The organism is Sinorhizobium sp. BG8 (assembly GCF_016864555.1).
Lineage (GTDB): Bacteria > Pseudomonadota > Alphaproteobacteria > Rhizobiales > Rhizobiaceae > BG8.
The window spans coordinates 1,777,454-1,790,070 of record NZ_CP044011.1; the positions used below are offsets into that span (position 1 = coordinate 1,777,454).

The 12,617-nt window shown below is 65.0% G+C and carries 9 protein-coding genes; 5 read left to right on the top strand and 4 right to left on the bottom strand.

Features of this window, described 5'->3' with window-relative positions; translation table 11 throughout:
- The first annotated feature begins 135 nt into the window (after positions 1-135).
- Together F3Y30_RS08205 and F3Y30_RS08210 are read left to right on the top strand one after the other, a co-directional pair.
- A complete protein-coding gene (locus F3Y30_RS08205; RefSeq protein ID WP_203425970.1) occupies positions 136-1,917 on the top strand; it encodes an acyl-CoA dehydrogenase in 1,782 nt (593 codons plus the stop codon).
- A 23-nt stretch (positions 1,918-1,940) separates the two neighbouring features.
- A complete protein-coding gene (locus tag F3Y30_RS08210) occupies positions 1,941-2,690 on the top strand; it encodes a crotonase/enoyl-CoA hydratase family protein (protein WP_203425971.1) in 750 nt (249 codons plus the stop codon).
- Positions 2,691-2,758: 68 nt separating this feature from the next.
- Here the strand turns inward: F3Y30_RS08210 and F3Y30_RS08215 are convergent, their stop codons facing one another.
- On the bottom strand, positions 2,759-3,649 hold the full coding sequence (locus tag F3Y30_RS08215) for an SDR family oxidoreductase (protein WP_203425972.1): 891 nt from the start codon (positions 3,647-3,649) through the stop codon (positions 2,759-2,761).
- Positions 3,650-3,741: 92 nt separating this feature from the next.
- Between F3Y30_RS08215 and F3Y30_RS08220 the strand changes: the two genes are divergently transcribed.
- A complete protein-coding gene (locus F3Y30_RS08220) occupies positions 3,742-4,569 on the top strand; it encodes a helix-turn-helix transcriptional regulator (protein WP_203426530.1) in 828 nt (275 codons plus the stop codon).
- 59 nt (positions 4,570-4,628) lie between these two features.
- Here F3Y30_RS08220 and F3Y30_RS08225 read toward each other — a convergent pair whose 3' ends face one another.
- Both F3Y30_RS08225 and F3Y30_RS08230 read right to left on the bottom strand, forming a co-directional pair.
- Positions 4,629-5,879, bottom strand: a complete 1,251-nt coding sequence (locus F3Y30_RS08225) for a class I SAM-dependent RNA methyltransferase (RefSeq protein WP_203425973.1) — start codon at positions 5,877-5,879, stop codon at positions 4,629-4,631.
- Positions 5,876-6,628: a TlyA family RNA methyltransferase gene (locus F3Y30_RS08230; RefSeq protein ID WP_203425974.1), complete on the bottom strand. Its 753-nt coding sequence runs from the start codon at positions 6,626-6,628 to the stop codon at positions 5,876-5,878. Before F3Y30_RS08230 ends, F3Y30_RS08225 begins: the two co-directional genes overlap by 4 nt.
- A 463-nt stretch (positions 6,629-7,091) precedes the next feature.
- Between F3Y30_RS08230 and F3Y30_RS08235 the strand changes: the two genes are divergently transcribed.
- Positions 7,092-9,305 (top strand): HAMP domain-containing methyl-accepting chemotaxis protein, encoded by a 2,214-nt coding sequence (locus F3Y30_RS08235; RefSeq protein ID WP_246752910.1) that lies wholly within the window; start codon positions 7,092-7,094, stop codon positions 9,303-9,305.
- 290 nt (positions 9,306-9,595) lie between these two features.
- Positions 9,596-10,603: a DUF4424 domain-containing protein gene (locus F3Y30_RS08240; protein WP_203425975.1), complete on the top strand. Its 1,008-nt coding sequence runs from the start codon at positions 9,596-9,598 to the stop codon at positions 10,601-10,603.
- A 49-nt stretch (positions 10,604-10,652) separates the two neighbouring features.
- Here the strand turns inward: F3Y30_RS08240 and dxs are convergent, their stop codons facing one another.
- Positions 10,653-12,572, bottom strand: a complete 1,920-nt coding sequence (dxs, locus tag F3Y30_RS08245; RefSeq protein ID WP_203425976.1) for a 1-deoxy-D-xylulose-5-phosphate synthase — start codon at positions 12,570-12,572, stop codon at positions 10,653-10,655.
- Positions 12,573-12,617: the final 45 nt, after the last annotated feature.

Consider the following 12,617-nt stretch of genomic DNA (forward strand, 5'->3'; position numbering starts at 1 on the left):
ATGACAGTTTTGTTACGGGGCCGTCAAGAATAGTTGTTAATTGACGTTTACGTAAAAATAAATAATCCTGACCGCGGACTTGCTGTGGCGGGATCGAGCCGGATACTCTGCCGCAGTCGCATGGAGGTAATGTGCATGTACAAGGCACCGGTCGAAGAAATCGCGTTCACGCTCAGGCACGTTGCGGGCCTGAAGGACGCCCTGGAGAGCGGCAGGCTGGAAACGCTCAGCGACGACCTGGTGGACGCCATCCTTCAGGAGGCTGGCCGCTTTGCGAGCGAAAAGGTGGCACCGCTCGCCGAAGTCGGCGACCGGCAGGGTGCGAGACTCGTCGACGGAAAGGTCATCACGCCCGAAGGCTGGAAGGATCTCTACAGGACCTGGGCCGAGGGCGGCTGGAATTCGCTGACGGCGCCCGCCGCCTATGGCGGCCAGGCCTTGCCCCACATGCTGCAGGTCGCCGCCCTGGAGATGTGGAACAGCGGTTCCATGGCATTTGCGATAGGCCCGACCCTGACGATCGGTGCCATCGAGGCGCTCGCCTCGCACGGTTCGGCGCAGCTCAGGGAAACCTATCTCCCGAAACTCGTCTCTGGCGAGTGGATGGGCACGATGAACCTGACAGAACCGCATGCCGGGTCCGATCTCGGCGTGCTGAAGGCGCGCGCAGAGCGGCGCCGGGACGGCACCTACCGCATTTTCGGACAGAAAATCTTCATTACCTACGGCGAGCATGACTTCACCGACAACATCATCCATCTGGTGCTCGCCCGCCTGCCGGACGCCCCGGCAGGAACGCGAGGGATATCGCTCTTCCTGGTGCCGAAGTACCTTGTGAACGACGACGGCTCGCCCGGTGTCCGCAACGACGTCTTCTGCCATTCGCTGGAACACAAGCTCGGCATCCATGCCTCTCCCACCTGCACGATGATCTACGGCGACGGCCGGTTCGGCGATGAGCCGGGCGCCGTCGGCTGGCTGGTCGGCGAGGAGAACAAGGGACTGGCCTGCATGTTCACGATGATGAACAACGCGCGCCTCGCCGTCGGTATGCAGGGGGTCGCGATTGCCGAGGCCGCCACCCAGAAGGCAACCGCCTTTGCGCGGGAGCGCGTGCAAGGAAGAGCTCCGGGCTGGGACGGGCCAGGCATGAGCCCGATTATCGAGCATCCCGACGTCGCCCGCACACTGCTGACGATGAAAGCGTTGACGCAAGGTGCCCGCGCGATCGCCTATTCCTGTGCCTTCGCTACCGACATGGCCCATGCAACGGAAGGAGATTCCGCCCGCCACTGGTCGGAGCGCGCAAGCCTGTTGACGCCGATCGCCAAGAGCTTCGCCACCGATGCCGGGGTCGACGTGGCCTCCATGGGCGTCCAGGTGCATGGCGGGATGGGCTATATCGAGGAGACCGGTGCCGCACGGCTGTTGCGCGACGCACGCATCGCCCCGATCTACGAGGGCACCAATGGCATCCAGGCGATCGATCTCGTCACCCGCAAACTCGTTCTGTCAGAGGGCAAACAAGTGAAGGGCCTGATCGCGGAACTTCATGAGATCGCCGATGCGGTGGACGCGGCCGGCAATCCGGCATTCGGAGAGGCTGCCGCCCGCCTGCGCAGCGCGCTCGGCGATCTGACAGCGTCGACCGACTGGCTCCTGGCCGCTCTTGCCGCCGGCCGCCAGGCTGAGGCCCTTGCCGGCGCCACGGCCTACCAGCGCCTGTTCGGTCTGGTCCTCACGGGCGCGTATGTCTCCAAGGGAGCGCTTGTCGACGAGGGCGACGGGCGAAGTGGCGCTCGCGTGGCGCTCTCCCGCTTCATCGCGGAGAACATGTTGGCGGAGACCGGCGGGCTGAGGGACCGGGTGGTGCATGGCGCGGCGAGCCTTGAGGCCGCGCGCGTGGTGTTGGCGTGAAGGCAAGCAGGGCAGGGTGCGGCATGACTGATCATATTGTAATAGAACGGCCCGAGGCGGCCCCTGGCGTGCAGGTCATCCGGCTGAACCGGCCTGAAAAGAAGAACGCCATCACCGGTGCGATGTATCGTCAAATGACGGAGGCCCTTGCAGCCGGTGAGGCCGACGAGGCGATCCGCGCGACCGTCTTTCTGGGTGCAGGAGGCTGCTTCTCCGCGGGCAACGACATGGTGGATTTTCTCGCTGTCGCCATGGGCGGCTCGATGGGATCGGAAATCGTCGATTTTCTGCACGCGCTCGCTATATACGGCAAGCCGCTGGTCTCCGGCGTCGATGGCGTGGCGATCGGGATCGGCACGACGATCCATCTCCACTGCGACATGACGGTCGCCTCGCCGCGTTCCGTCTTCCGTACGCCCTTCGTCGATCTCGCCCTGGTCCCGGAGGCGGCCTCCAGCCTGCTTGCGCCGCGGATCATGGGGCATCAGCGCGCCTTCGCGCTGCTCGCGGCGGGTGAGGCATTTACCGCGGAGGAGGCGAAGGCATGCGGCCTCGTCTGGAAGGTCGCGGATGCGGTCGAGGAGGCGGCGCTGGCAATCGCCGCGGGGCTTGCGGCCAAGCCGCCGCAGGCACTCCGGATCGCGCGTGATCTGCTGCGCGGCGACCGCGGGGTCATCGCCGCACGCATCGACGAGGAGGCTCGGCACTTTGTACAGCAGCTGGTCAGCCGCGAGGCGAGGACGGCCTTCGAAGCTTTCATGGCGAAAAAGTAATCCGTTTCGGGCTGCTCCTGCGCGGAAGACGCACCGGGGATACCCCGTCCATTCCGGTGCGCCATTCCTTAGTCGCAGTAACCTGCCTCCTCGATATCAGAGAGAAGTCCGGGCTGCCGCGGCACCCATCCGAGGAGCGACTGGGTCCGCGCACTCGATGCCGGTGCGTCCATTCCGGCGAACGATGCAAACCAAGTGAAGTGCCGGGAGGCCTCTTCCGGCGATATCGCGACAACCGGCACGTTGAGGCCACGGCCGATCGTGCCGGCGATCTCCTTGAATGGCAGGCCGTCTTCGGCGATCGCGTGATAGGGCCCGCCGTCCGCACCCCTTTCGATCGCCAGCCGGAAGACACGGGCGGCATCGAGCCGGTGTACGGATGGCCATCGGTTGTGCCCGTCGCCGATATAGGCAGACACACCCCTCTCGCGCGCCATGCGGATCAGGATGGGAACGAAGCCGCAGTCGCCGGCGCCGTGCACCGACGGCGGCAGGCGCACGGCCGTCGCGCGCACGCCGCGCGCTGCCAATGCGGCCGCGGCCGCTTCCGAGGCACGGGGATAGGTGACGCTGCTTGGGGGAGGACTGTCTGCCTCGACCGCCATGCGGCCGGGTGCCAGGTGCGCGAGCCCGGACGCGACGAGCAGCGGGCGCTCTGAACCCTCGAGCGCCGATCCGAGCGCCTCGATCGCGCGCACGTCCTTCCTGCAGTTTGCGGCGAAGTTCGAGAAGTCGTGGTCGAAAGCGGTGTGGATCACCCCGTCGGCGGAGTCCGCACCCCGCCGGAGGCTCTCGAGGTCATCGAGATCGCCGCGATGCACGTCGGCACCCACGGCCGCAAGCGCTGCGGCAGACGTCTCCGATCTCGCGAGCCCGAGCACCTGATGGCCCGCCCTGACCAGGTCCTGGACAACGGCTGAGCCGACGAAACCGGTGGCACCGGTGACAAAGATACGCATGCAGAAGTCTCCGTGATTTTGATGGAGACATTCTCGGCGGAGGCTTTATGCTGGTAAAGTAGTGATCTTATCATGGTATAATCGCTAACAGGATCGGCGCACCCATGGCGAATGACAATCCGCTCGGTCTTTATCTCAAGGATCGCCGGGCGAAGCTCGACCCGGCTTCCTTCGGCCTGTCGGGGCGCCGACGCACGCCGGGTCTGCGCCGCGAAGAAGTCGCCCAGCGCGCCAACATCAGCGCCACCTGGTACACCTGGCTGGAACAGGGACGCGGCGGCGCGCCATCGGCAGCCGTCCTGGAGCGTATCGCGCGGGCTCTGATGCTGACCGACGCCGAACGCGAGCACCTGTTTCTGGTCGGTCTCGGCCGCCCGCCAGAAGTGCGCTACCAGGTGGGGGAAGGGGTGACACCGAGGCTGCAGCGCGTGCTCGATGCGCTGGAGTTGAGCCCCGCTCTCGTCAAGACCGCCACCTGGGACGTGGTGGCCTGGAACCGTGCCGCGTCAATTGTCCTCACCGACTACGGATCGCTGCCCCCGGAAAGACGCAACATCCTGCGCCTCATCTTTCTCGACCCCCGTGTACGGGCCGCCCAGTTCGACTGGGAGGGCGTTGCCCGCTTCGTCGTTGCCGCTTTCCGCGCTGATGTCGCCCGTGCCGGTGCGACGGCACGGGCAGAGGCCCTCGTGGGGGAGCTTTGCAGTTCGAGCGAGGATTTCGAGGCGATGTGGCGCGACAACGACGTCCGCAGTTATGGAGAGGGAGTCAAGCATCTCCGCCATCCGGCGGCCGGCCCGATCGCGTTCGAATACTCGGCCTTCTCCGTAGACGGGCGCCCCGATCTCGGCATGGTCGTCTACAATCCGGCGACCTCGTCCGATGCCGAAAGGGTCCGCTCCCTGATGGAAGGCTCATAGGGAGCCGGGCACGCGGCCAGGCCCGGTCCGTCGGAGCGTACCAGGCCCGACGGGTGTGCTCACTTCTCGAGCGTTGCCACCGCCTCGACGTGGGGCGACCAGAGGAACTGGTCGATCGGCGTGACGGAGGTGATCCTGTACCCGGCGTCGACGAGGATGCGAAGGTCCCGCGCCAGCGTGACGGGGTTACAGGAAACGGCGACGATCTTCTTTACGCCGGAGCGTGCGAGCTCCTTGCACTGGTCCTCGGCGCCGGCGCGGGGTGGGTCGAACACGACGGCATCGTAGACCTTGAGTTCGGACGCCATCAGCGGACGGCGAAAGAGGTCGCGCTTCTCCACGCTGACCGGCTTCAGTCCCTGCGTGTTGCGGGCGGCATGGTCGAGCGCCTTCAGCGCCTTGTCCTCACCCTCGACCGCGTGCACGCGCGCGCTACGCGCCATGCGCAGGCTGAACGTTCCGGATCCGGCAAAGAGGTCGGCGACACGCTTTGCCTTGCCGATATGAGCGAGCACGATCTCCGCCATGGCTTCTTCCGCCGGTCTGGTCGCCTGCGTGAAGCTTCCCGGAGGCGGTGATACAGGCACTCCGGAAAACTCGATGACCGGCTTCTGCGGCTCGATGAGGATCTCGCCGTCGACGGATACCCGCGCGATACCCCGGAGGCTCAGCACGCATTCGGTCACGGCGCGTCTCTGCTTGTCGGCAATCTTGCGCACGCCATCGAATGCGAGGTCGAGGCCGGAAAGCGTCTCCAGCACGGTGATGCGGAACGGCTCCGCCGAGGTCGCGAGCGCAGTCGCGACCTGCCGGATGGCATCCAGCCGTGACACGATCCCGGCACTGCTGATCGGACACTCCTCGATGGACACGATGTGGTGGCTGCCTTGCTGGTTGAAGCCGAGCAGCAGGGCCTTTTCGGTCTTGCGGGCCGTAAAGACGACGCGCCGCCTTTCGCCGGGACGTGCGATGACAAGCGGTGCGATCTCCGGCCCAAGCCCCTTCGACCGCAGGGCATCGGCGACAAGCTCGCGCTTGAAGTCGTGATAGAGGCTGTCCGATGCATGCTGCAGATTGCAGCCGCCGCAGGTGCCGTTCCTGCCGTCGGGCCCGAAATGCACGCAGACCGGCTCCACGCGTTCCGGCGAGGCGACCGTGGTCGACATCACCGTGCCGTGGTTCTTGACGCGCGCGATCGCGACCGTTTCGCCGGGCAGCGCGAAAGGAACGTAGACCGGTCCCTCCGCAGTCGCGACTATGCCGTCGCCGCCGCTTCCGAGCCTGTCGATGGTAACTGTTTGCGTGCTCATGGCTTTGTCCCGCCCAAGAGATACTCCACATTGCCGTCGCCGCCAGTGATCGGCGACGGAACGAGCCCGAGGCTCCGCCAACCCATCTCCTCCACCAGCCATTTCTCCAGCGAGGCGGCGACATCGGGTGCGCTGGCGGGATCCTTGAGCAGTCCGGCCTTGCTGATGGCGTCGCGTCCGGCTTCGAATTGCGGCTTGACGAGGAGAACGCAGTAAGCTCCCGGCCGCGCAAGGGCGAGGGCCGGCGGCAGCGCCAGCTTCAGCGAGATGAACGAAACGTCCGACACGACGGCACCGATCGTTCGTCCGCCAAGGTGGCTCTCGTCCAGCACGCGCGCATTCAGACCCTCCAGGTTGGTCACGCGCGCGTCGCTGCGAAGCCGGGAGTGCATCTGGTCGTGCCCGACGTCGACGGCAACCACATGATGGGCGCCGCGATTAAGCAGGACCTCCGTGAAGCCGCCGGTCGAGGCGCCGATGTCGAGACAGTCGAGGTCCTGGGGAGAGAGCCCGAAATGGTCGAGCGCCGCGGCGAGCTTGAGCGCTGCCCGCGAGACATAGGGTTGCGCAGGGTCGTCTATCGCAAGGGCGACGCCTTCGGCGAAGGAGGCGCTCGGTTTGGTGACGATGTTGCCGTTCACCGATACGGTGCCGCGGGCAATCGCGTCGCGGGCGCGCGAGCGGCTGGCAACGAGGCCGGCGGTGACCAGAAGCTGGTCGAGGCGAATATGGGGGTTCTCTGAGGACATGCGCCCGTCATGGCGTGTCGTACCGACGCTTGCAAGCCGTTTGCGCGAGCGACCGAAAAAATTGCCGGCTGCCCCGCCGCGCCGACGGTGGCTGCGCGGGCCGGGCACACCCCGGTCCATCGTCCAGGTGGCTCGTTCTTATGCGGCTTTCCGCCCAGCTCGGCGTTACCCGGTCGGTTGCTGGGGGAGCCTTTGAAATGCTCTGTGAGGGTCGCGGAATCTCGTTGAAATTGCCGTTAACAAACCTATCGAAAGCATTAGTTGTATTGTGCTTTTTGCCTCTCTTCCCAGATTGGTGGAATCAATATTCACAAAGTCTTAAATGGCGAACGATAGGTTAACGACGATTTCGCCTGCATGAAGCAGGACGGGCAATTGGCCGCGCCGCGCGCCGCCTGAAGCCTAGTCTCCCCTCATTGTCCTGTCCTCGAAACCGGCCCCTCCGGCGCCGGAGGAGTATTGCATGCTCACACTCAAGCTTTCACACAAGGTCGGCCTGCTGGTTCCACTGGCGGTCACCGGCATTCTCACAATCGTGGGCATCTTCACCGTTCAGAAGGGACTGGAGGCGGACTATCGCAGCCAGGAGCAGATCCTCATCGATGCTGACAGAACCTTGCTGGTTCTCGAGGCCGGCTTCCTGCGCGAGCGCCGCGCCGAGAAGGACTTCCTGCTCCGCCGCGCCGAGTCCGACGCCGAGAAGCATGCGGCGATTTCCGCCGATGCCCACAATGCCATCGAAGAGTTGGGCAGGCTTATCGAAGACCCCGGCGAGCGCGAAATGCTCGAAACGATTTCCAAGGGGCACGATCTCTACCTCAAGGAGTTCGCGGCGCTTGCGGACGTTAACCGCACGCTCGGCCTCGACCCGTCGCAGGGCAGGGAAGGCGCGATGCGTTCCGCGGTCCATTCGATCGAGGAGCTTCTGAAGACGGTCGCCGATCGCGAGTTGCAGGTGAGCATGCTGAAGATGCGCCGGCACGAAAAGGATTTCATCGCCCGACGCGACCCGACATACGTCGATGCGTTCCTCGCGGAGGCAAAGACATTCGCGGGCTTCCCGCCCGCACGCTTCGGCAGCGCCGAGGCCCATGCCGAAATCATCGACGCCCTCGGCGCATACACGACTGCCTTCCAGGAATATGCCGAGGCTGCACAGTCGGAAATCGCCCTTCGCTCGAAGGTAGCCGAAACCTTTGCTTCCGTAGAGCCCGTATTCGAAGCCCTGTCAAAGCAGTTCCAGGCACAGAAGGCGAAAGCCGAAGCCGAGGGCGCCGAGGCGATGGCGACACTTGAGGACGTGGGCATCGGCGCGATCGCGGCGGCCATCCTCATCCTCGCCATGACGGTCTACCTCGTAGGCCGGTCGATCTCGCGGCCGATCAACGCGACAACCCACGCCATGTCGAAGCTTGCTGGCGGAGACGTGGAATCGGGCATTCCCTTTGTCGGACGCCAGGATGAGATCGGCGAGATGGCTGCGGCCGTCGAGGTCTTCCGCCAGGCCGCGATCACGAACCGGCGGCTGGAAGCGGAAGCCGAAGCCAACCGCGCCCGGGCCGAAAGAGATCGGATCCGTCTCCAGCAGGAAGCGGAAGCCGCTGCCCAGGCACGCCTCCAGGAGGCAACTTCCGGCCTCGCTTCGGGACTGCGCCGTCTTGCCGGTGGCGATCTCACCTTCCAACTGACCGAGCCTTTTGCGCCCGATTTCGAACAGCTTCGCCACGATCTCAATGCGGCAGTCGACCAGCTCGGCAGGACCCTTGCCTCCGTCGCCGCCGCAACCGCGTCCATCGACAGCGGTTCTCGGGAGATCAGCCGGAGCGCCGACGATCTTTCCCGCCGGACGGAGCAGCAGGCTGCCTCGCTCGAGGAAACTGCCGCCGCCATGGACGAGATCACCGTCAACGTCTCCAATTCGTCCCAGCGGGCGGACGAGGCCCGTATCATCGCCGGCCAGGCCGATAGCAGTGCGGCGCAATCCGGCGGCGTTGTCGCCAATGCGGTGCAGGCCATGCAGAGGATCGAGGAGTCTTCCGGCCAGATCTCGAACATCATCGGTGTCATCGACGAGATTGCCTTCCAGACCAACCTCTTGGCGCTCAATGCAGGCGTGGAAGCCGCCCGCGCCGGCGAGGCGGGCAAGGGCTTCGCGGTCGTGGCCCAGGAGGTTCGCGAGCTTGCGCAGCGTTCCGCTCAGGCCGCCAAGGAGATCAAGGACCTCATCCGCAAGTCCGCGGACGAAGTCGACAGTGGCGTCCGGCTCGTCAGCGAGACCGGCGAGGCGCTCGGTGCGATCGGAAAGTACATCGTCACCATCAACCAGCACATGGAGGCCATCGCCACCTCTGCCCGCGAACAGTCCGCAGGGCTCGGCGAGGTCAACACGGCCGTCAACCAGATGGATCAGGTAACGCAGAAGAACGCTGCCATGGTCGAGGAAGCGAATGCGGCAGCTGCGACGCTGGCAAGCGAGGCAGGGCGGCTGCGCGAGCTCGTCAATGGCTTCCAGCTGCCGGGTCAAAAGCCCGCCATGACGGCGGATCCCGTCCAGCAGCTTCGCGCAATGGGCCGCACCATGGCCGCCGCACCGCAGCCCTCCTATCGTCCGGCAAGGGTCGCCCGTTCCGGCGGACAGGCCGCAGCGGTCGCGAAGGACACCTGGGAGGATTTCTGAGACCCAGTTCAGCCTGCCGGATCCCGACCTTGAGCCGGGGTCCGCCAGCGTCGCCTTTGTGAAGTAAGAAACTTTCGCTTTCACAGAGGCTTACGCGAGTGAGTTACCGCATCAGGTCCGGCATGAACTCTCCTGTCGGAGAGTACCTCGCAAGGATGTCCAACGGCAATCGAAGGGTGCGCGCGGTAACGCGGGCACCCTTTTGAGTGTAGAGATTGCTTGTTGAACTCCGGGAATTCCGCTTTGATCGAGGTTCGGGATCGAGGTTTCCCGTTCGCTGGGGAGAGGCGATGAGACACGCGCTTTCAATTGCAGTGCTGGCCATGGTACTCGGCTCCGTGCCCGCCCATGCGAATGACACCATGGCCGAACTGCGCACCGGTGGGCTCACCTTCGTGCGCACGCCGGACATCGAGATGCTGAGCGAGGATCTCTTCATTTCGCCGGAAGAGATCCGCGTCGAATACGTCTTCCGCAACACCTCCTCGCACGACGTGAAAGGGCTCGTGGCGTTCCCCATGCCGGACATCGGCGGTGATCCCTATGCCAACGTCGCGATGGGCGATGTCGAGGCGGACAACTATCTCTCCTTCACCGCCGCGCAGGACGGTCAGGCCGTGGCAGTCGCCCTCGACCAGCACGCCTTTGCCGCAAGCCTCGATGTGACTGGTGTGCTCAAGGAGCGGGGCATCTCGCTCCTGCCGTACTCCAGGGCGGCAAGGGAGGGACTGGCAGGGCTTCCGGCCGAAGTGGTCGCGGACTGGGTCTCGCGGGGGATCGTCTTCGTGGATCGCTACGACGATGACGGCACGGGCATGAAGGACCACGTCACGCCGCTCTGGACGCTCAAATCCACCTACTGGTGGAACACGGTCTTTCCGGCGGGCAGGGAGGTCCGTGTCACCCATCGCTACGCACCGAGCGTCGGCGGCACTATCGGCATCAGCTTTCTCGAGGACGGCAAGGCCAGGGGCGAGCGCCTGGACGACTACCGCAGGCGCTATTGCATCGATGAGCCAATCATTCGCCGCGCGGTGCAATCGGCCGCGGCAATGGCGGCCAACAGGCCCTATCTCTCCGAAAGCTGGATTTCCTACGTTCTGACGACGGGTGCCAACTGGGGCGGGCCGATCGGAAGCTTCAGGCTTACCATCGACAAGGGCCGGCCGGAGAACCTCGTCAGCTTCTGTGGAGAAGGGGTGCGCAAAATCGGCCCGACGACATTCGAGATGCGCGCAACCGACTTCATTCCGCAGAAGGACATCGACATCCTCCTGCTGCGTCCCTCCGGTCCCTGACGCGCGCCCGGAAGGCCAGGGTCAGACGATCGTCAGATGGTTCGGGTTCTCAGCCCGCCACGCCCACGCCAATCGCCTTCTGGCCCAGCGCCTTGAACACCGTCTCCACGATGCCCGCGCGGTCTAGGCCCGCCTTGGCATACATGGTCTCCGGCTTCGCCTGCTCCATCCATACGTCGGGCAGAACGAGCGGGCGAACCTTCAGGCCATTGTCGAGCAGGCCCTCGAGAGCGAGGAACTGCAGTACGTGGCTCGCGAAGCCGCCGACGGCGCCTTCCTCGATCGTCACGATCACCTCGTGATGGCGCGCAAGCTGGCGGATGAGGTCATGGTCGAGCGGCTTGGCGAACCGTGCATCCGCGACGGTCGTGGACAGTCCTGCAGCGTCGAGTTCCTCTGCAGCCAGCAGACACTCGGAAAGGCGCGTGCCGAAGGAAAGCAGCGCCACCTTGGAGCCCTGCTTCACCACACGGCCCTTGCCGATCTCCAGGATCTGCCCGCGCTCGGGCAGTTCGACACCGACGCCTTCGCCACGCGGGTAGCGGAAGGAGATCGGGCCCGCATCGTACGCGGCGGCGGTACGAACCATGTGCTTGAGCTCCGCCTCGTCGGCGGCAGCCATCACCACGAAGCCGGGAAGCGTGGCGAGGTAGGTCGTGTCGAACGACCCGGCGTGGGTCGGCCCATCCGCACCCACGAAGCCCGCGCGATCGATCGGGAAGCGTACCGGTAGTCCCTGGATCGCCACGTCGTGCACAACCTGGTCGTAGGCGCGCTGCAGGAATGTGGAATAGAGCGCAGCGAACGGCTTGTAGCCCTCGGCGGCAAGCCCGGCTGCGAAGGTCACGGCGTGCTGCTCGGCGATCCCGACGTCGAAGAGGCGCTCGGGATAGACGTGCGCGAACTTGTCGAGGCCCGTGCCGGACGGCATGGCGGCAGTGATGCCGATGATCTTGTCGTCGAAACCCGCTTCCTGGACCAGCGCGTCTGCGAAGACCGAGGTGTAGGCCGGCGCGTTGGGCTTGGCCTTGGTCTGGGCTCCCGTGATGACGTCGAACTTGTTGACGCCGTGATATTTGTCGGCAGCGGCCTCCGCGGGCGCGTATCCCTTGCCCTTCTGCGTCACCACATGGATCAGCACGGGACCGTTGGAATTGTCCCGCACGTTGCGCAGCACCGGAAGCAGATGGTCGAAGGAATGACCGTCGATCGGGCCGATATGATAGAAGCCCATCTCTTCGAACAGCGTGCCGCCGGTCACGTAGCCGCGGGCATGCTCTACGGCACGGGTGATCGCGCGGTCGACGTTCTTGCCGAGATAGGCAGTCAGCTTCTTTCCGAGGTCGCGGAAGCCCATGTAGGTCCGGCCGGAGGCGAGCCGCGCCAGATAGGCGCTCATGGCGCCCGTCGGGGGAGCGATCGACATGTCATTGTCATTGAGGATGACGATCAGCCGCGCGTCGAGTGCGCCTGCATTGTTCAGTGCCTCGTAGGCCATGCCGGCAGACATCGCCCCGTCACCGATGACGGCGATGACGTTACGCGGCGTGGCCGAAAGATCGGCGGCCACTGCCATTCCGAGACCGGCGGAGATCGAGGTTGAAGAGTGGGCGGCGCCGAACGGGTCGTACTCGCTCTCGGCACGCCGGGTGAAGCCGGAAAGGCCATCTTCCTGGCGCAGCGTGCGGATGCGGTCGCGCCGTCCCGTCAGGATCTTGTGCGGGTAGCACTGGTGCCCCACGTCGAAGATCAGCCGGTCGTGCGGCGTATTGAAAACCTTGTGGATGGCGATCGTCAGTTCCACGACTCCGAGCCCGGCGCCGAGATGCCCGCCGGTCCGCGAAACCGCATCGATCATCTCCGAGCGCAGTTCAGCGGCGAGCTGCGGCATCTCGCGATCGTCCAGATTCTTCAAATCGGCAGGGAAAACCACCTGGTCGAGCAAGGGGGTGGATGGCAGTTGTGTCACTCTCGATGCCTCTTCTACGCGCCGTCAGGCAATGTGCGGCATGCG

Excerpts from the sequence above, each read along its gene's own strand:
- F3Y30_RS08235 (WP_246752910.1), top strand. The coding sequence starts at position 7,092 with ATGCTCACACTCAAGCTTTCACACAAGGTCGGCCTGCTGGTTCCACTG.
- F3Y30_RS08205 (WP_203425970.1), top strand. The coding sequence starts at position 136 with ATGTACAAGGCACCGGTCGAAGAAATCGCGTTCACGCTCAGGCACGTT.
- F3Y30_RS08215 (WP_203425972.1), bottom strand. The coding sequence starts at position 3,649 with ATGCGTATCTTTGTCACCGGTGCCACCGGTTTCGTCGGCTCAGCCGTT.
- F3Y30_RS08240 (WP_203425975.1), top strand. The coding sequence starts at position 9,596 with ATGAGACACGCGCTTTCAATTGCAGTGCTGGCCATGGTACTCGGCTCC.
- F3Y30_RS08210 (WP_203425971.1), top strand. The coding sequence starts at position 1,941 with ATGACTGATCATATTGTAATAGAACGGCCCGAGGCGGCCCCTGGCGTG.
- F3Y30_RS08230 (WP_203425974.1), bottom strand. The coding sequence starts at position 6,628 with ATGTCCTCAGAGAACCCCCATATTCGCCTCGACCAGCTTCTGGTCACC.
- F3Y30_RS08225 (WP_203425973.1), bottom strand. The coding sequence starts at position 5,879 with ATGAGCACGCAAACAGTTACCATCGACAGGCTCGGAAGCGGCGGCGAC.